Below are 17836 nucleotides of genomic sequence, written 5' to 3'. Positions count from 1 at the left end.
TCCGCGGGCGGCGTCGGGCGGACCGTGCCGGGGCGCGGTCGGGGCGTGGTGGGGCGGCGTGCCATCAGGCGCGGTCCCGGGGGTCCGTCTCGAGCGCAGCGAGCAGCGTCGGGGTCGTCTCGACGATGTCTCCGGCGCCCAGCATCAGCAGCAGGTCGCCGGGGCGGGCCGCGGCCGGGACCAGGTCGAGGACCTGCGCGTCGGCGTCGAGGGGGACCACGGCCTCGCCCGCGTGGCCGGTGATGGTCCGGGCGGTGGTGGCGGGGTCGGGGTCCTCGCGGGCGGCGTAGACGGGCATCACCCAGGCGAGGTCCGCGGCCTCGAGCGCGGCGGCGAAGTCCGCGGCGAAGTCGCGGGTGCGGGAGAAGAGGTGGGGCTGGAAGACGGCGAGGACGCGGCCCGGCGTCTCCTGCGCCTCGACGATCCCGCGGGCGGCGTCCAGGGTCGCGGCGACCTCGCGGGGGTGGTGGGCGTAGTCGTCCACGACGGTCACTCCCCCGGCGGTGCCCGCCACGTCGAAGCGGCGGGAGGCGCCGGTGAAGGTGCCCAGGCCCGCGGCGAGGCGGGCGGGGTCCAGGGACGGGTCCGCGGCGGCGGTCGCGGCGAGGGCGCCGACGGCGTTGAGGACGTTGTGGTGGCCGGTGACGGCGAGGGACAGGGTCAGCGGGCCGGCGGGGCCCTCGATCTCGACCTCGGCGCCGCGGGCCCCGCTGCGCTCGGCGCGCAGCGTCCACGCGGCGGACTCGGCGGTGCCGTAGCCCTGGACGGCGACGCCCCGGGTTCGGGCCCTCTCGCCGAGCGCGGCGGCGCCGGGGTCGTCCTCGCAGACGACGAGGGTGCCGCCCGGTCGCAGCCGGTCCACGAGCGCGTCGAAGGCGGCGGTCAGGGTCTCGGCGTCGCCGTGGAAGTCGAGGTGGTCGGGCTCGAGGTTGGTGACGACGATCGAGCGCGGGGCGAAGGCGAGGAAGGAGCCGTCGGACTCGTCGGCCTCCACGACGGCGGGGCTGTCCGGGCCGCTGCCGCCGGGCTGCTCCCCGAAGCCGGCGTTGCGGCCCAGATCGGGCACGGCCGCGCCGAGCGCCCAGGCCGGGTCCTGCCAGGCGCCGCGCAGCGCGGCGACGGCCATGCCGGTGGTGGTGGTCTTGCCGTGGGTGCCGGCGACGGCGATCAGGTCCCGCTCCCCGAGCAGGCCCGCGAGCGCCGCGGCGCGGTGGACGACGGGGATGCCGCGCTCGTGGGCGGCGGCGACCTCGGGGTTGTCGGCGCGCACGGCGGTCGAGACGATCACGAGGTCGCAGTCCTCGGCGAGCAGCGCGGCGTCGAAGCCGATGCCGATGCGGGCGCCGGCCTCGCGCAGCGGAGCGATGAACTGGCCGTCCTGGGAGTCCGACCCGCTCACGGCGAGCCCGGCCTCGAGGGCGAGGCGGGCCACGGCGCTCATGCCGGCGCCGCCGATCCGCACCACGTGCACCGAGCGGATGCTCTCCCCCTCCGGCCAGTCCGGCCGGGTGATCACGTCGCCGGGGCGCAGGATCGTGCGGGGTGCGGGGCCGTGAGAGGAGGCGGGAGTCATGTGGTCACGGTATCCGGGCGCTCGACGCTGCCGGGTCAGGCTCGGCGTGCGACGCCGATCACGACGTCGGCCATCACCTCGGCCGCGTCCGTGATGCCGAAGGCGCGCGCCGCCTCGGCCATCGCGTCGCGCCGCCGGTCGTCCAACAGGAGAGGAAGCACCTGGTCACGCAGGTGCTGCGCGTCGAGCTCGGCGTCGGGGACCATCAGCGCGCCGCCGGCGGCGACGACCTCCTCCCCGTTCAGCGCCTGCTCGCCGTTGCCGATCGGGAGCGGGACCAGCACGGCGGGCAGCCCGACGGCCGTCAGCTCGCTGACGGTGCCGGCGCCCGAGCGGGTGAGGGCGAGGTCGGAGGCCGCATAGGCGTCCTCCATGGCGGAGACATACTCCAGCACCCGGTAGCCGTCCCTCTCGGCGAGGCCGTCGGCCTTGCCGCGGCCGGTGACGTGGAGGATCTGCGCGCCGGCGGCGGTGAAGGCCTCGGCGGCCTCGCCGACGGCGGCGTTCAGACGCTGGGCGCCCAGCGACCCGCCGGTGGCCAGCAGCACGGGGCGGGACGGGTCCAGCCCGTAGCCGGCGACGGCCTCCGTGCGGCGGGCGGCGCGGTCGAGATGAGCGATCCCCTCGCGCATGGGCATGCCGATGCGGCGAGCACCGGGGAGGGTGGAGCCCTCGAAGGCGGTGAGCACGGCGGCGGCGCGGCGGGCGCCGAGGCGGTTCGCGAGCCCCGGGCGACGGTTCGCCTCGTGGATCACGACGGGCAGGCGCTGGGCGACCGCGGCAAGATAGGCGGGCGGGCAGACGTAGCCGCCGTAGCCGGCGACCACGTCGATCCGTCGCTCGCGCAGGAGGGTGCGCACGGCCTTCAGCGTGCCGGCGAAGCGACCGGGGAAGCGCAGCGCGGCCCCGTTCGGGCGGCGCGGGAAGGGGACCTTCTCGATGGTGACCAGCTCGAGCCCGGCGGCGGGGACGAGGTCCGTCTCGAGCCCCTGGGCGGTGCCGAGCACGATGATCTCGGACTCGGGGCTGCGCCGGCGGATCTGCGCGGCGGTGGCCAGCAGCGGCGAGACGTGTCCGGCGCTGCCGCCGCCGGCCAGGAGGATGCGGGGCGGGGTGGGGGTCATCGGGTCCTCCGGGAGGGATTGGAGGCGCCGCGGCGGCGGCGCGAGGCGGAGCGTCCCGAGCGCGAGGAGCGCCCGGCCTTCGCGGCGCGACCGGCCTTCCCGCGGCGTCCGGCCTTCGCGGGGCGGGCGGCAGGGGCGCTGTCGCGCGGGGCGGGCTGGACGCTGACGGAGCGGCGCACCGCCCCGAAGCGGGCGCTGATCGCCTCCTGCGCACCGGGCTCGCGCCGGGCGAAGGAGAGCAGCAGTCCGAGCGCGGTCATCGAGGCGAGCAGGGCCGAGCCGCCCGAGGAGATGAACGGCAGGGGCACGCCGATCACGGGCAGCAGCCCGGTGACCACCATCATGTTCACGACGGCCTGGCCGAGCAGCCAGGCGCTGATGCCCGCGACGGTGATCTGCATGAAGTGATCCTCGAGCCGGGTGATCATGCGGAACATGATCAGGGCGAGCGCGGTGAACAGCGCGAGCACGCCGAGGGTGCCGATCAGGCCGAGCTCCTCGCCGATGATCGCGAAGATGTAGTCGTCCTGGGCAGCGGGCAGACGTCCCCACTTCTGCCGCGACTCCCCGAGACCGACGCCCCACCAGCCGCCCTCGGCCAGGCCCATCAGGCCCTGGTCCGACTGATAGCAGGAGTCGCCCTCGCAGATCCCGTGGATCCAGTTCGTGATGCGAGCCATGCGGTTGGCGCTGGTGACGGTGAGGAAGATGATCCCGATGACCCCTGCGGCGCCGGCGAGGGCGAACCACCGACGCGGGATGCCGGCCACCCACATCGCTCCGGCGACCAGCATGGCCATGATCATCATGGTCCCGAGGTCATGCCCGAGCATCACGAGACCGAGTGCCAGGAGGGCACCGGGAACCAGCGGGAACAGCAGATGCGCGGGGCGGTGGAGCAGCGGCCGCTTGACCGACAGCAGCGCCCCGAGCCACACGGCGAGGGCGAGCTTGAGGAACTCCGAGGGCTGCAGCGTCTGACCGCCGATCATGATCCAGTTCTGGTTGCCGTCCACCGCGACGCCGAGGCCGGGGACGAAGACCAGGCACTGCAGCAGGAGCCCGAGGCCCAGCAGCGGCCAGGCGGCGCGCCGGTAGAAGCCCGGCGGCAGCACCGCGGCGATGATCAGCAGCACGAGCCCCATCCCGGCGAAGGTCCCTTGGCGGACCAGGCCGGCGTAGCCGGAGTTGCCGCGGGAGATGTTCAGGACCGCGGAGGAGGACAGCACCATCACCAGGCCGATGCCGACCAGCATCGCGCCGACGACGATCAGGCCGTAGAAGTCCAGCGCCGGGGAGCGCAGCCAGCTGCCGACGCCCTCGCGGACCCGACCGGAGATGTTCCCCAGGGGCTGGTCCTCGTCGGGCCGGACGACGGAGGTGGAGCGGTCCGCGGGACGCGTGCCGGAGGCGGACGGGCGGGAGTAGGTGCTGCGACGTACGTCGCGCCGGGTGTCCTCCATCGTCATGCGTGCTCTCCTGGCAGTCGGGTCACGGCCGCGGCGAACAGATCCCCCCGTTCCGCGTAGTCACGGAACTGGTCGATGGAGGCGGCGGCCGGGGCCAGCAGCACCACGTCCCCTGCGGCGGCGAGGGAGCGGGCGGCCTGCACCGCGTCCTCCATCAGCCGGGTGCGCGCGGCGACGTCGTCAGTCTCGCCCGGATCGATGCGCCGGACGGGGACCTCGGGGGCGTGTCGGCTGAGCGCCTCGGTGAAGGGCGCGGGGTCCAGGCCCAGCAGGACGACGCCGACCAGGCGGTCCGCGGCGGCGGCGACGAGCGGGCCGAGATCGGCGCCCTTGACGTCGCCGCCGGCGATCCAGACCACGCGCTCGGCCGCCTGGAGGGAGGCCGCGGCGGCGGCGGGGTTGGTGGCCTTGGTGTCGTCGACGAAGCCGATGCCGTCGACGGTGGCGAGGTGCTGGGCGCGGTGGGCGCCCATGCGGTAGGCGCGCAGGCCGTCGCGGACGGCATGGGCCGGGACGCCGTGCGCGCGGGCGAGCGCGGCCGCGGCGAGGGCGTCCAGGAGCACGTGGGGGCCGGCGCCCTGGGGGCCCAGGTGGGCGAGGTCGGCGAGGGTGGCGAGCTCGGCGGCGGAGCTGCGGCGCTCGGGGTGGAAGGCGCGGTCGACGAGGATGCCGTCGATGATCCCGAGCTCGGACAGGCCCGGGGCGCCCAGCGAGATGCCGACGGCGCGGGCGCCCTCGACGACGTCCGCCTCCTCGACCAGGTGCAGGGTGGTCTCATCGGCGGTGTTGTAGACGCAGGCGGTGCGGACGCCCTCGAAGATGCGTCCCTTGGCGCGGGCGTACTCCTCGGCGCCGCCGTGCCAGTCGAGGTGGTCGGCGCTCACGTTCAGCACCACCGCGGCCTCGCAGTCCAGGTGCTCGGTCCAGTGCAGCTGGAAGCTGGACAGCTCCAGCGCGAGCACGTCGAAGCCCTCGGGGTCCAGGGCCGCCTCGATCACGGGCAGTCCCACGTTCCCGCAGGCGACGGCGCGCAGGCCCGCGGCGCGCAGGATCGACTCGAGCATGGTGACGGTCGTGGTCTTGCCGTTGGTGCCGGTGATGCCGAGCCAGGCGGGGCCGTCGGCGGGCTGCATGCGACGGGCGAGCTCGACCTCGCTCCACACGGGGACGCCGCGGGCGGCCGCGGCGGCGAGCAGCGGCTGGTCGGGGCGCCAGCCGGGCGAGGTGACCACGAGGTCGATCTCGCGGTCCTCGGGCAGGGCGCGGGTGTGCTCGGCGCCGAGGCGGAACTCCACCCCGAGCACCTCGAGGATCCGGGCGCGCTCGCGGATCTCGGGGGTGTCCGCCCCGTCGACGACGAGCACGCGGGCGCCGCGCTGCATGGTCTGGTCGGCGATCGCGTAGCCGGAGACGCCGAAGCCGGTGACGAGGATCCGCAGCCCGGCCACGTCCATCCCCGGCCAGGGACGCTCCTCGGCGGGGAGGGAGGGGGCGCCGCCCGCCGGGGCGGTCATGAGGCGAGCCTCGGCAGGGCGTCGAGATAGAACAGGCCGAGGCCCACGCCGGCGAGGATCCCGGCGACGATCCAGAAGCGGACCACGATGGTGACCTCGTTCCAGCCCTTGAGCTCGAAGTGGTGCTGCAGGGGCGCCATCCGGAACACGCGCTTGCCGGTCAGCTTGAAGCTCGTCACCTGGATGATCACGGACAGCGAGATGACCACGAAGAGGCCGCCGATGATCGCGCCGAGGATCTCGGTGCGGGTGACGATGGTCAGGCCGGCGATCGCGCCGCCGAGGGCGAGGGAGCCGGTGTCGCCCATGAAGATCTTCGCGGGCGAGGTGTTCCACCACAGGAAGCCGACGCAGGCGCCGATGATCGCCGCGCACAGCACCGCGATGTCCAGCGGGTCGCGGGTGTCGTAGCAGTGCACCAGTCCCCCGGCGTCGAGGTCGACGCTGCACACCTGCCGCCACTGCCAGAAGCTGATGATCAGGTAGGCGGCGGTGAACAGGATGGTCGCGCCGCTGGCGAGGCCGTCGAGGCCGTCGGTGAGGTTCACGCCGTTGGACCATGCGGCGACCAGGAAGTTCGCCCAGATCGCGAACAGCAGGAAGCCGACGATCGAGCCGGCGAAGGCGAGGTCGAGCCAGGGGATGTCGCGGACGAAGGAGATGTGCGTGGAGGCGGGAGCGTTGCCGTTCTCGTCGGGGAACAGCAGCGCCATCACGGCGAAGCCGGTCGCGACCAGGAACTGGCCCACCAGCTTGTAGCGGGGGCGCAGGCCCGTGGAATCCTGCTGGGAGATCTTGAGGTAGTCGTCGAGGAAGCCGACGACGCCGAGGCCCACCATCAGGAAGAGCACCAGCACCACGGAGACGCTCGGCGAGGTCCACAGCACGAGGTGGGTGAGGAAGTAGGCCAGGACCACCGCGAGGATGATCGCGACGCCGCCCATGGTGGGCGTGCCGCGCTTGGTCGCGTGGGAGGTGGGGCCGTCGTCGCGGACGAACTGTCCGTAGCCGCGGCGCTCGAGCACCTTGATGAACAGCGGCGTCCCGAAGATGGACATGGCCAGGGCGAACGCCCCCGCGATGATGATCGCGATCATGCATCGTCTCCCGTCTGGTCGGTCCCGGCGTGCCGGTCGAGCGCCTCCACGAGCGGCTGGGCGAGCCAGCGCAGGCCCGCGTCGCGGGAGGACTTCAGCAGCACCGCGTCACCGGGACGCACGGTCCGTTCCAGCACAGCGAGCGCCTCGTCCACGGTGTCGACGTACTCGGACTCACCGCCGAAGCTGCCCTCGAGGCTCGCCCCGTGATGGATCGGTGCCGCACCGCCGCCCACGACATAGAGCTGGGAGATGTTCAGCCGCACCGCCAGGCGGCCGATCTCGTCGTGCAGCAGTGCCGCGTCCGGGCCGAGCTCGAGCATCTCGCCGAGCACGGCGATGGTGCGGCGGGTGCGGCCGAGGTGCGCGAGGGTCTTCAGCGCATGCCGCATCGAGTCGGGGTTGGCGTTGTAGGCGTCGTTGATGACGAGCGCACCGCCGGCCTCGAGAACCTCCATGCGGTGGCCGGAGGCGAGCGTCGCCCCCTCGAGCGAGGCGGCCGCCTCCGCGGGGTCGACGCCCGCGGCCAGCGCCCCGGTGAGGGCCGCCAGCACGTTCGCGGCCTGGTGATCGCCGAGCAGGTCGGGGCGGACGGGGAAGGTGCCGGAGGGGATCGGGGTGCCGTCGAGGGCGGTCAGCCCGTCGGGGACGACGAGGTCGAAGCCGATGCGGGCACGGTCGTCCAGGGTGAGGTCGGTGCCCCGCACCGTCCCCTCGTGGAAGCCCCAGGTGAGGACCGGGGCGGCGGAGCGCTCGGCCATCCCGGCGACGAGCCGGTCCTCGGCGTTCAGGATCGCGCGGCCTCCGGGGGCGAGCGCCTCGACCAGCTCGCCCTTGGCCGTAGCGATCGCCTCGACGCTGCCGAACTCGCCGAGATGGGCGGAGCCGACGTTCAGGACGAGCGAGATGTCGGGGCGTGCGATGGCGGTGAGCTGGGCGATGTGGCCGATGCCGCGCGCACCCATCTCCAGCACGAGGAAGCGGGTGGATGCGGTCAGGCGCAGCACGGTCAGCGGCAGGCCGAGCTCGTTGTTGAACGTGCCGGCGGGGGCGATGGTCTCCCCGGCGGGGGTGAGGATCGTGCCGAGCAGGTCCTTGGTGCCGGTCTTGCCGGCGCTGCCGGTGACGGCGAGGACGACGAGCTCGGGGTTCTCGGTGCGGGCGCGCTCGAGCTGGGCGCGGGCGAGATCGGACAGGGCGGTGCGCACGTCGGCGACCTGGACGGCGGGCACGCCGCGGTCCTCGGTGACGAGCGCGGCGGCGGCGCCGGCGGTGCGGGCGGCCTCGAGGTAGTCGTGACCGTCGACGTGCTCGCCGGGGAAGGCGGCGAACAGGTCGCCGGGTGCCGCCTCGCGGGAGTCGATGCGTGCGGTGCCGGTGACGGTCTCGTCACCGGTCGCGCCGCCCACGAGGGTCCCGCCGGTGATCTCGGCGATCTCCCGTGTCGTGATCTGGAGCATGCTCAGCGTCCTTCGTCCATGTCGTCGGCATCGACCCGTCCGGGCGTCGACCGTGCCGTGTGCAGCGCGTCGCGCAGCCGGAGACGGTCGTCGAACGGATGGACGATACCCCCGATCTGCTGGCCCGTCTCGGCTCCCTTGCCCGCCACCAGGATGGTGTCGGACACGTCGGCCAGGGAGGCGGCCAGCTCGATCGCGGCGCCGCGCCCGTCCACCTCGTGGACCTGCGCGTTCGCGTCCTCGGGGATGCCGGCGAGGACCTCGGCGCGGATGCTCGCGGGGTCCTCGGTGCGGGGGTTGTCGTCCGTGACGATGACCACGTCGGCCAGACGGGCGGCGACCTCGCCCATCCGGGGCCGCTTGGTGCGGTCGCGGTCCCCGCCGGCGCCCATGACGACCACGAGGCGGCGCGTGCCGGGCACGGCGCGCAGGGTGGTCAGGGCCTGCTCGAGGGCGTCGGCGGTGTGGGAGTAGTCCACGATCCCGCGCACCCCGTCGTCGGCGACGAGCTCCATCCGGCCGGGGACGGTGCCCTCGGTCGCGAGGGCCTCCACGACCTCCGGGCCGGAGCGCCCGATCGCGGCGAGCAGCAGCTCGGCGGCGAGGGTGTTGGCGACGTAGTGACGGCCGGGCAGCGCGGCGTGCAGGGTGCGCTCCCCCTCGGGGCCGTGCACGGTGACGGTGCTGCCGTACCCCTCGGAGTGCGCGGCGACGGCGCGATGGTCCGCCTCGACGCCGGGCAGGGTCGCGTAGGTGGTGACGGGGATCGTCGCCTCGCGGGCGAGGCGGCGGCCCCACTCGTCGTCCACGCAGACGACTCCACGCCGGGCGTGCTCGGGGGTGAACAGCAGGCGCTTGGCCCTGTAGTACTCCTCCATCGTGCCGTGGAAGTCGAGGTGGTCCTGGGTGAGGTTGGTGAAGCACGCGACGTCGAAGACCACCTCGTCGGCGCGGTGGAGGACGAGCGCGTGGCTGGAGACCTCCATCGAGGCGACGGCGACCTCGTCCTCGGCCATGCGGGCGAGGATCCCGTGCAGCTCGGGCGCCTCGGGGGTGGTGCGCACGGTCGCCACCGTGTGGTCCGCGCCGCGGGCGTCGCGGTAGCTGGTGCCGCTCGTGCCGATCACCCCGGCGGGAACGCCGAGGGCGAGCAGGGTGCGGGTGATCGCGGTGGTGATCGAGGTCTTGCCGTTGGTGCCGGTCACGCCGACGGTCGCGAGGCGCTCCGCGGGCCGGCCCTGGACCAGGGCGGCGGCGGTCGCGGTGGCGGCACGGGGGTCGGGGACGACGAGGGCGGGCAGGCCCGCATCGGCGCAGAGCGCGCTGCCGTCCTCGTCGGTCAGGGCGAGGGCGGCGCCCCGCTCGACGGCCTGGGCGGCGAACCGGGCGCCGTGGGTGACCTGGCCGGGCAGCGCGCTCCACAGATCTCCGGGCTCCACGGAGCGGGAGTCGAGGGTGACGCCGGTCAGGCGCAGGGCGTCGTCACCGGGGTCGTGGGGCGCGGCGCCCAGGGCGGAGGCGAGCTCGGCGACGCTCGCGCCGCGGGGGCGGCGCGGGCGGGCAGGCTCGTGCTGGGGCACAGGGGTCTCGCTCATGGGTGTCCTCACCACTCGTTCTCGAGCTGACGGGCGGGCACGCCCGTCGGGGCGATGCCCTGGTTCTGGAGCGTGAAGGTGGTCAGCTCGGAGAAGGCGGGGGCGGCGGCCTGGGAGCCCGAGATGAAGGTGTCCAGGCCGAAGAGGAAGACGCCGATGACGATCTCGGGGTCGTCGGCGGGGGCGAAGCCGATGAAGGAGGCGGTGTAGGTGCCGTCGGGGACCTGGGCGGTGCCGGTCTTGCCGGCGACCGCGTAGCCGCTCACCGCGGCGCTCGAGGTCTCGTCGTCCACGGCGTTGTCCATCAGCGCCCGCATCGTGGCCGCGGTCTCGCTCGAGACGACACGGGTGCTCTCGGGCTCGCCGAGGGGGCGCACCGAGCCGTCGGCCTCCTTGACGCCGGAGATCAGCGAGGGCTGGACGCGCACGCCGTCGTTCGCGAAGGTGCCGACGGCCGAGACCATCTGGAGGGCGTTGACGCTGTAGCCCTGGCCGAAGGAGGTGGTGTAGCGGGTGCGGCCGGTCCAGTCCGAGGCGGGGTGGACGATGCCGGCGGACTCGCCGGGCAGCTCGGCCCCGGTCTTCTGCCCCAGCCCGAAGGCGAGGAGGTAGTCGTGGCGCACCTCGGGGGTGAGCGTCTCGGAGATCTGCACGGTGCCGACGTTGGAGCTGTTCTTCAGCACGCCGGCGAGGGTGAGCCGCTGGTCGGGGTGGCTGTGGGAGTCCTTGATGCGCTCGCCCTCGAAGTACTTCTCGTAGGGGACGTCGTACTGGGACTCGGGCGTGACGGTGCCCTCCTCGATCGCGGCGGCGATGGTGAAGAGCTTGCCGGTGGAGCCCGGTTCGAAGACGCTCGAGATCGCGCGGTTGCCGAGGTCCTCGGCATCGGCGTCGCCCGGTGAGTTCGGGTCGTAGGTCGGGGACTCCGCCAGGGCCAGCACCTCGCCGGTGCGGGCGTTGTAGGCCACGGCGCTGCCGCCGGTGGCGCCCCACTGCTCGACGGAGCTGGCGATCACCTGCTGCGCCTTCCACTGCAGGTCGCGGTCCAGGGTGAGCACGACATCGCTGCCGTCGACGGCGGGGGTCGTCTCCTGCTTGCCGGTGGGGATGATCTGCCCCTGGGCGCCGCGCTCGTAGGTGGTCTTGCCGTCGGTACCGGCGAGCTCGTCGTCGAAGGAGAGCTCGGTGCCGGCCAGGGCCGTGCCGTCGGCGCCGACGAAGCCGAGCACGTTGCCCGCCACGGAGCCGGCGGGGTAGATCCGATCGGCGACCGAATCCGCGCCGATGCCGGGGATGCCCAGCGCGATCGCGGCGTCCCGCACGGCGGGCTCCACGTTCTTGCGGAGGTACGCGAAGCCGGCCTCGCCGGTCAGCGCCTCCTCGGTCTCGCCCACGCTCCAGCCGAGCACCGGCGCGAGCTCCCGCGCCGCGGCCTCCACGCCGGTGACCTCGGCGGTCTTCGAGTTCGCGAGGTAGTCGTCGACCTGGGTCTGGTTGACCCAGAGGTCGTAGCGCTGCACGGAGCTGGCCAGCACGGTGCCGTTGCGGTCGGTGATGTCACCGCGCAGTGCGGGGATCGACCGGGTGACGGTGCGCTGGGCGATCGCCTCCTCGGCCCGGGCGCTCGCGTCCAGGCCCTGCACCCAGACCAGGCGGCCGGAGAGGGCGAGCACGGCGACCAGGACCAGGCTGATCAGGAGGCGATGACGGGTGGAGGGGTCCCCCACGCGGGCCTGCGGGAGCCGGATCGCGCCGCCGCCGGGGCGTGGACGACCAGCACCTCCCGCGGAGCGGGAGGTGCTGGACCGGCCGTTCCTGCGCGATGGCGACATGTGTCAGGCCCCTTCGTTGCCCATGCCGTGGTACTCGGTGGGCTCGTCGTAGATCTGCGCCGGCGGGACCGCCACCTCGGCAGGCACGTCCGCCAGCTCCGGCGTCCCCCCAGTCTGCTCCGCCGGGGCCGTCTCGCCGATGATCTGGCCCGTGTCGAGGTCGATATATGCCGGATCCGACACCGGGACCATCCCGATCTCGCGCGCCTGGCGCTCGAGCTCCTGCGGGGTGCCGAGGCGCTCGTTGGTCTCCTGGAGGCCCTGGCTCTCCTCGGTCAGCCGCTGTGATTGGCCCTGGAGCCGGGTGATCTCGTAGCTCGCGTCGGACATCTGGATGTTCATGAACAGCAGCGCGGCGAGGGTCGCGGTGACGATGAGCGTGCACAGCAGCGCGAACGGCATCGAGCTGCCGCCCGTCTTCGGCGTGGAGACGACGGTGAGGCGGGGCCGGGCGGTCTGGGCGGTGCGCGTTCCGCGAGCAGGGCGGATCGCGGGCGCATGAACGGCGGACGTGCTGGCCATCTCAGTGTGCTCTCTCGGCGGAACGGGTTCGGGTCAATGCTCGCAGTCGGACGGACGCGGCACGGGTATTGCCACTCCGTTCGTCCTCGTCGGCCTGGAGCGCGCCGCGGACGAGCGGGGTGAAGGTGGGCTTGTGCTCCTCGAGCTCGACCGGGAGTCCGGGCGGGGCCGAGGAACGGGTGCGGCGGGTGAAGGCCGTCTTGACGAGACGGTCCTCGCCGGAGTGGTAGGACTCCACGACGATGCGGCCGCCGACGTGGAGGCAGTCCAGCGCCGCCTCGATCGCGGAGGCGAGGATCTCGAGCTCCTCGTTGACGGCGATGCGCAGGGCCTGGAAGGTGCGCTTGGCAGGGTGGCCTCCGCTGGCCTTCGAGGCAGCCGGGATCGCCTTCTCCAGCAGCTCGACGAGCTCGCCGGAGCGGGCCAGCGGCGCGGTCTCGCGCTGCTCGACGATGCGGCGGGCGATCCGGCGGGCGAAGCGCTCGTCGCCGAGGTCGTGGAGGATGCGGGCGATCTCGGCCTCGGGCAGCTCGCGCAGCAGGTCCGCGGCGGTGGGGCCGTCGGAGGTGGCGTCCATGCGCATGTCCAGCGGCGCGTCGACGGAGTAGGAGAAGCCTCGCTCCGCGGTGTCGATCTGGAAGCTGGAGAGCCCCAGGTCCATCATCACGCCGTGGGCGCCGGGCAGGTCGAGCTCGGCGAGCACCTCGGGGATCTCGTCGTAGGTGGCGTGGACGAGGGTGGCGCGGTCGCCGACGCCCTCGCGGTCCAGGCGCTCCCGGGCCAGCGCGAGCGCCTGCGGGTCGCGGTCGATGCCGACCAGCCGGGCCTTCGGTGCGGCGTGCAGCACGGCGGCGGCGTGGCCGCCCATGCCGAGGGTCGCGTCGATGTGGACCGACCCGGGCTCCTGCAGCGCCGGGGCGAGCAGCTGGACCGAGGTCTCGAGCAGGACCGGGAGGTGCCTCTGCTCGGCCGGCAGGTCGCCGTGCGTGGTGTCGTCCATCTCGCCCCTCCCCTCGGGTCGTGCTCTCGTGCGATGCGCTGCGGTCTCGGTCCGGACGCCGGCCGGCGCCCCCTGGGCGCTGCCGTCCTGTCAGATTCCCCGTCGTTCCCGACCCGCCACCGGGGAAGTTGCGTCGGGGCGGGAACGACGAGAGGTCTCACAGGACGGATGTCCTCGTGGCCGGGCTCAGAACAGGCCGGGGATCACCTCCTCGGAGGTCTCGGCGAAGCCCTCCTCCTTCTGCTCGAGGTAGGTCTCCCAGGCCGGGAGCGACCAGATCTCGAGCCGGTCGAGCGCGCCGATGACGGCGCACTCCCGATCCAGCCCCGCGTAGGTGCGCAGATGGCTCGGGATGGTGATGCGGCCCTGCTTGTCCGGGATGACGTCCTCCGCACCGGACATCAGCACTCGCAGGTAGTCGCGGGTGCGTCGGTCGGTCGTGGGCGCCCGACGGGCCTCCTCGAGCTTCTGGCGGAACTCCATGAGCGGGTACACGGCGATGCAGTGCTCCTGTCCACGAGTCATGACCAGTCCCGAGGCGAGCTCGTCGCGGAACTTGGCCGGGAAGATCAGTCGGCTCTTCTCGTCGAGCTTGGGCGTGAAGGTGCCGAGGAACATCCGCAGCCTCCTTCAGTCGCCGTGACTCGCGATCCGATCTCCATCTCCTCCCAACACGCTCCACTTTACCCCACCACCCCCCACCAATGGCCACAGGAACGGGGAAATCGGGGCACGAGTGTTGGGTCACTACAGGTCAGGAGAGTGGAGCGAGGTGGGGGGAATCTCGCGTCCGGGCGCGGTGCGAGGGCGCTGCGGGGCCCAGGATCCCGGCCGACAGCGCACCCCTCCCCCACCGCTCCACGGCATCTGCCCAGGTCAGCAGATCGGAGCCTTCGGGGCGGGCGCCCCGGGACCCGGGGTGGAGGGAGGTGGAGGACACCGGTGGAGCGATGTGGGGAGTCGCCGGGAGCGGGACGGGGACGGGGCCGCAGGAGCGCCGGGAAAGGGTGGGGGCCGACCGGGCGGCCGGGCCGGGTCGCCCCGCGACAGGGCGGTGGAGCGAGGTGGGGACCGTCCGCGCGGTCGACGGAGCGGCGGCGGCAGAGGCGCCGATCCCGGGAACGACGAAGCCCCGGCTCGAGGAGCCGGGGCTTCGGGGAATCAGGGGCGGGCCGCGGGGCGCCGCAGGACGGTGCGGAGTAGCGGGGCGACCGCGGCCGGGAGCCGGACGGTCAGAGGCGCGGGTCGTCCCCCGCGCGCTTCTCCCAGCGCTCCTCCATCTTGCGCATGAAGCTGCCGCCGTCGCCGGTGCCGGGGGCCGTCGGCCCCCGACCGCCGCCGGGACCGCCTCCCGAGCTGCCGGTGCCGGAGGAGGTGCCGCTGGGGCCGGTGATGGCGTAGACCGCACCGGCCACCATGCCGATGAAGGCGATCACGCCGAGCCAGATCGCCGGGAGGGCCACGGCCAGGACGAGCAGGGCGAGGCCCAGCACGACGGCTCCGAGGCCGATCAGGATGCGGCGACCGTTGCGTCGCGGCGGCGCCTTGGGAGCGAAGGCACGTGCGAGGCGCGGATCGTCGGCGAAGAGCTGACGCTCCATCTCGTCGAGCATCTTCTGCTCGTGTTCAGACAGCGGCATGGTCCCGCTCCTTGTCCCCGTCCTCTCGCGCCCTGCGGCGCCCGGTGCACCCGCCGGAGGCCAACAGCCCCGTCGGCGGTTCATCCAGTTTAGAGCGTCTTCCTGAGTTATGGGAACCATCTGTGCGAGGCGCCTCCGCTCACCGTCGCGGTGACGACTCCCCCGGCGCGGGCGACTCCGTCGGCGGTGCCTCGGCACGCCCCGGCTCGAGGGTGGACCCTCTGCTCAGGCTCGCGCTGCCGAAGCGGTCGCGGGCACGGTCCATCGCTGCCTCCAGATCGGTCCAGCCCGCCGGCCTCGCGCTGAGCTCCGACTGCAGGGGCACCCCGGCGGCGGGCTCGAGCTGGGTCGCGCGGACCCCGGCGAGCCGCACCCTGCGCATCGTCGGGCGCTCCCTCTCCCAGAGCGCCACCACATGCTCCCTCAGTCGTTCGCCGCTCGCGGTGGGCTGGTCGAAGGTGGAGGAGCGGGAGAGCGTCGTGCCGTCGGGGGCGCGGAGCTTGAGCACGACGGTGCGGGAGACGAAGCCCGAGCGACGCAGCTGCCGGGAGACCTCGTCGGCCATCATCGTGATGCGCCGCCGCACCTCAGCGGGGTCGGTGAGGTCCTCGTCCCAGGTCCGCTCCGTGCCGAGCGACCGGTCCTTCGTGCGGTGTCCGAGCCCGGTGCGGTCGCTGCCGTCGGCGAGCGCGAGGATCTCGGGGGTACGCGGGCCGAGCGCACGGGCGAGGGTGCTGGTGGGGACCTCCCGCAGCTGTCCGATGGTGCGCACGCCGAGCCGTTCGAGGGCCGCCTGGGCCTTGGGGCCGACGCCGGAGATCGCGCCGACGGGCAGGGGGGCGAGGAACTCGGCCGTCCGGTCGGCGGGAACGATCAGCATCCCGTCGGGCTTCGCCCGGGCGGAGGCGATCTTCGCGACGGCCCGGGAGACCGAGCCGCCCACCGAGCTGGGCAGCGCGAGCTCCTCGCGGATGCGTCGCCGCAGCAGGTCGGCGATCTCGACGGGCTCGCCGAAGAGCCGGCGCGCACCGCGCACGTCGAGGAAGGCCTCGTCGACGCTGATCTGCTCGATATCCGCCACGACGTCACCGAGGATCGCCATCACCTGGGAGGAGACCTCGCGGTAGTGCGCGATCCGGGGCGGGACGATCACGAGGTCGGGGGCAAGGCGGCGGGCGCTCGCCATGGGCATCGCAGAACGGATGCCGCGGGCGCGGGCGGGATAGCTCGCCGCGGCGACGACTCCCCGGGCGCCGGCGCCTCCGACCACGACGGGCAGGCCGCGCAGCGACGGATCGTCGCGCACCTCGACGGAGGCGAAGAAGGCGTCCATGTCCAGGTGGAGGATCCCTGGGATCTCCTCCGGTCCGTCCGCCGTGCGGACTGTGCGCGCACCCGTTCCCATCGCCACCTCCTCGCCGAGGACTGTACCGGGGCGGGCGCGGGGACGCTCAGCCCTCGGACAGCTCCGCGAGCGGGACGGGCAGGCCCTCGAGGAGCTTCTCGGCGACGCGGTCGAGATGGGCCGCGGTCCCCTCCATGTGCTGGGCGAGCAGCTCGGGCTCCGGCAGCGCCGAGGTGTCCCGGTCCAGCCGGGTGCGCTCGGCGACCAGGGGACCGAGCGTCTCCGCACGCCGGGCCTCCTCCCCTCCCAGCCGCTCCAGCGCGGTCCACACGTTCAGCGGCAGCGCCCGCCGGCGCTCGCGGTTCGCGCGGGCGACGAGCACCCCGGCGCCGCGGAGCGCGGCGCGGTGCACGAGCTCGAAGGCCTCGCGAGGGTCGACGGGGGCGAGCTCCCGTCCCTGCTGGAGCAGCTGCCGCGCGCGCTCGAGATCGGCCTGGTCCTGATCGAGCCGGGCGAGGAGCAGCCTCAGGGAGCGGGCGTCCGAGCGCAGGACCGTCTCGGGGTGCCGCCCTCCGCTGCGTGCCGTGGTGGTGCCCATCGCGCTCCTCCTCCTGCTCGGTGCCGCCCGTCGGGCGGGGTGTCCGGTGCCGGCCGGTCTCGTCCCGACCTCGTGCCCCGAACGCTAGGCGGAGGGTGTGACGGACGACGCCCGCGACGGCCTCGCTGGGGACGAGCGGGGGCTGGGGAGGAGAGGTGGGCCGCACGGACCTCCGCGGCAGCGTCTCCTAGAGTGGTGCGATGCCCCGCCGTGATCGCGCCCCGCGCGCCCCCTTCGACAGCCTCGGCCCGCTGGACACGGCGATCCCCATCTCCACCGGCACCGCGCGGCTCACGGTCGAGACCGACGGGTCGGTCCTGCTGGACGTCAACGGCGTCCCCTCCTCGCACCTGCATCCCGATCCGGAGCACCTGGTGTTCGAGTACATGCGCTGGATGCTGCAGGTGATCGACCTCCTTCTCGAGGAGTCCGACGAGGAGCGCGCCGCCCAGCTCGCCCATCTCGGAGGCGGCGGCTGCTCCCTCCCCCGCGCCGTCGCGTCCCGCCACCCCCGTGCACGGCAGATCGTGGTGGAGCTCGACGCGCTGCTGGCCGAGCGGGTGCGGGAGTGGTTCGACCTGCCGCGCTCGCCCCGGCTGCGGCTGCGGGTCGACGATGCGCGCACTGCCCTCGCGGACTGGCGTGAGGATCGCTTCGACGTGCTGGTCAGGGACGTCTTCGCCGGCTCGGTCACCCCGCCCGAGCTGATCGGGCTCGCGGCGGTCCGCGATGCGGCGCGGGTGCTGCGCCCCGGGGGCCTCTATCTCGCCAACTGCGCCGCACCGCCCGGGACGCGGCTGCTGGCCGACGAGGTCGCGACGCTCTCGGCGGTCTTCTCCCACGTCGGCGTCATCGCCGAGCCGGCGCATCTGACCGGCAAGCGCCGCGGGAACTGCGTGCTTCTGGCCTCCCAGCGACCGCTGCCCGACGGCATCGACCGGGCCCTGCGCTCGGATGCGGTCTCGGTGCGGCTCGCCCGGCAGGACCGGGTGCTCGCCCTGGCCCGGGCCGGGACGGTGCTGGGCGGCGACTGACCCGTCGGCGCGGGTCCCGGCACGGCCCCGGCG

At 73.9% G+C, this 17836-nt stretch carries 15 protein-coding genes; 1 reads left to right on the top strand and 14 read right to left on the bottom strand.

Annotated features, from left to right (window positions below; all coding sequences use genetic code 11):
- Positions 1–64: 64 nt before the first annotated feature.
- The 14 genes from murC to HMPREF3159_RS00150 all read right to left on the bottom strand — a co-directional run bounded on the left by murC (position 65) and on the right by HMPREF3159_RS00150 (position 16769).
- Complete coding sequence (gene murC / locus HMPREF3159_RS00215) at positions 65–1573, bottom strand: UDP-N-acetylmuramate--L-alanine ligase (protein WP_070499019.1); 1509 nt, start codon at positions 1571–1573, stop codon at positions 65–67.
- A 35-nt stretch (positions 1574–1608) separates the two neighbouring features.
- Positions 1609–2697 carry an undecaprenyldiphospho-muramoylpentapeptide beta-N-acetylglucosaminyltransferase gene (murG, locus tag HMPREF3159_RS00210; RefSeq protein ID WP_070499018.1) on the bottom strand — a complete coding sequence of 363 codons (1089 nt, stop codon included), beginning with the start codon at positions 2695–2697 and terminating at the stop codon, positions 1609–1611.
- Positions 2694–4166, bottom strand: a complete 1473-nt coding sequence (ftsW, locus tag HMPREF3159_RS00205; protein ID WP_070499017.1) for a putative lipid II flippase FtsW — start codon at positions 4164–4166, stop codon at positions 2694–2696. Before ftsW ends, murG begins: the two co-directional genes overlap by 4 nt.
- Entirely contained in the window at positions 4163–5680 is a 1518-nt protein-coding gene (gene murD, locus HMPREF3159_RS00200; RefSeq protein WP_070499016.1) for a UDP-N-acetylmuramoyl-L-alanine--D-glutamate ligase, read from the bottom strand. The genes ftsW and murD overlap by 4 nt, the downstream gene beginning before the upstream one ends.
- Positions 5677–6777, bottom strand: a complete 1101-nt coding sequence (mraY, locus tag HMPREF3159_RS00195) for a phospho-N-acetylmuramoyl-pentapeptide-transferase (protein ID WP_070499015.1) — start codon at positions 6775–6777, stop codon at positions 5677–5679. The genes murD and mraY overlap by 4 nt, the downstream gene beginning before the upstream one ends.
- Positions 6774–8237 (bottom strand): UDP-N-acetylmuramoyl-tripeptide--D-alanyl-D-alanine ligase, encoded by a 1464-nt coding sequence (murF, locus tag HMPREF3159_RS00190; protein WP_070499014.1) that lies wholly within the window; start codon positions 8235–8237, stop codon positions 6774–6776. Before murF ends, mraY begins: the two co-directional genes overlap by 4 nt.
- A 2-nt stretch (positions 8238–8239) precedes the next feature.
- Complete coding sequence (locus HMPREF3159_RS00185; RefSeq protein WP_070499013.1) at positions 8240–9832, bottom strand: UDP-N-acetylmuramoyl-L-alanyl-D-glutamate--2,6-diaminopimelate ligase; 1593 nt, start codon at positions 9830–9832, stop codon at positions 8240–8242.
- Positions 9833–9840: 8 nt separating this feature from the next.
- A complete protein-coding gene (locus tag HMPREF3159_RS00180; RefSeq protein ID WP_070499012.1) occupies positions 9841–11559 on the bottom strand; it encodes a peptidoglycan D,D-transpeptidase FtsI family protein in 1719 nt (572 codons plus the stop codon).
- A gap of 108 nt (positions 11560–11667) precedes the next feature.
- Positions 11668–12186: a cell division protein FtsL gene (locus HMPREF3159_RS00175; protein ID WP_070499011.1), complete on the bottom strand. Its 519-nt coding sequence runs from the start codon at positions 12184–12186 to the stop codon at positions 11668–11670.
- A gap of 1 nt (position 12187) precedes the next feature.
- Positions 12188–13186: a 16S rRNA (cytosine(1402)-N(4))-methyltransferase RsmH gene (gene rsmH / locus HMPREF3159_RS00170; protein WP_070499010.1), complete on the bottom strand. Its 999-nt coding sequence runs from the start codon at positions 13184–13186 to the stop codon at positions 12188–12190.
- Positions 13187–13372: 186 nt separating this feature from the next.
- Positions 13373–13804, bottom strand: coding sequence for a division/cell wall cluster transcriptional repressor MraZ (mraZ, locus tag HMPREF3159_RS00165; protein WP_010551419.1), 432 nt, complete (start codon positions 13802–13804; stop codon positions 13373–13375).
- 614 nt (positions 13805–14418) lie between these two features.
- The gene (locus tag HMPREF3159_RS00160) at positions 14419–14826 is read right to left on the bottom strand and encodes a DUF3040 domain-containing protein (RefSeq protein ID WP_070499009.1); all 408 of its coding nucleotides are present in this window, start codon (positions 14824–14826) and stop codon (positions 14419–14421) included.
- A gap of 139 nt (positions 14827–14965) precedes the next feature.
- Positions 14966–16231 (bottom strand): DNA polymerase IV, encoded by a 1266-nt coding sequence (dinB, locus tag HMPREF3159_RS00155; protein ID WP_070499008.1) that lies wholly within the window; start codon positions 16229–16231, stop codon positions 14966–14968.
- A 46-nt stretch (positions 16232–16277) separates the two neighbouring features.
- Entirely contained in the window at positions 16278–16769 is a 492-nt protein-coding gene (locus HMPREF3159_RS00150; protein ID WP_070499007.1) for an SAV_6107 family HEPN domain-containing protein, read from the bottom strand.
- A gap of 200 nt (positions 16770–16969) precedes the next feature.
- Here HMPREF3159_RS00150 and HMPREF3159_RS00145 point away from each other — a divergent pair, with 200 nt between their 5' ends.
- Entirely contained in the window at positions 16970–17803 is an 834-nt protein-coding gene (locus tag HMPREF3159_RS00145; RefSeq protein WP_070499006.1) for a spermidine synthase, read from the top strand.
- Positions 17804–17836 lie beyond the last annotated feature (33 nt).

Source organism: Brachybacterium sp. HMSC06H03, assembly GCF_001807385.1.
GTDB lineage: Bacteria > Actinomycetota > Actinomycetes > Actinomycetales > Dermabacteraceae > Brachybacterium > Brachybacterium conglomeratum.
The sequence above is the reverse complement of the archived record's forward strand: the minus strand, read 5'-3'. Positions and strand labels throughout refer to the sequence as shown.

Bases quoted from the DNA above. Each gene is read 5' to 3' on its own strand.
- murC (WP_070499019.1), bottom strand. From the start codon at position 1,573: ATGACTCCCGCCTCCTCTCACGGCCCCGCACCCCGCACGATCCTGCGC.
- murG (WP_070499018.1), bottom strand. From the start codon at position 2,697: ATGACCCCCACCCCGCCCCGCATCCTCCTGGCCGGCGGCGGCAGCGCC.
- ftsW (WP_070499017.1), bottom strand. From the start codon at position 4,166: ATGACGATGGAGGACACCCGGCGCGACGTACGTCGCAGCACCTACTCC.
- murD (WP_070499016.1), bottom strand. From the start codon at position 5,680: ATGACCGCCCCGGCGGGCGGCGCCCCCTCCCTCCCCGCCGAGGAGCGT.
- mraY (WP_070499015.1), bottom strand. From the start codon at position 6,777: ATGATCGCGATCATCATCGCGGGGGCGTTCGCCCTGGCCATGTCCATC.
- murF (WP_070499014.1), bottom strand. From the start codon at position 8,237: ATGCTCCAGATCACGACACGGGAGATCGCCGAGATCACCGGCGGGACC.
- HMPREF3159_RS00185 (WP_070499013.1), bottom strand. From the start codon at position 9,832: ATGAGCGAGACCCCTGTGCCCCAGCACGAGCCTGCCCGCCCGCGCCGC.
- HMPREF3159_RS00175 (WP_070499011.1), bottom strand. From the start codon at position 12,186: ATGGCCAGCACGTCCGCCGTTCATGCGCCCGCGATCCGCCCTGCTCGC.
- rsmH (WP_070499010.1), bottom strand. From the start codon at position 13,186: ATGGACGACACCACGCACGGCGACCTGCCGGCCGAGCAGAGGCACCTC.
- mraZ (WP_010551419.1), bottom strand. From the start codon at position 13,804: ATGTTCCTCGGCACCTTCACGCCCAAGCTCGACGAGAAGAGCCGACTG.
- HMPREF3159_RS00160 (WP_070499009.1), bottom strand. From the start codon at position 14,826: ATGCCGCTGTCTGAACACGAGCAGAAGATGCTCGACGAGATGGAGCGT.
- dinB (WP_070499008.1), bottom strand. From the start codon at position 16,231: ATGGGAACGGGTGCGCGCACAGTCCGCACGGCGGACGGACCGGAGGAG.
- HMPREF3159_RS00150 (WP_070499007.1), bottom strand. From the start codon at position 16,769: ATGGGCACCACCACGGCACGCAGCGGAGGGCGGCACCCCGAGACGGTC.
- HMPREF3159_RS00145 (WP_070499006.1), top strand. From the start codon at position 16,970: ATGCCCCGCCGTGATCGCGCCCCGCGCGCCCCCTTCGACAGCCTCGGC.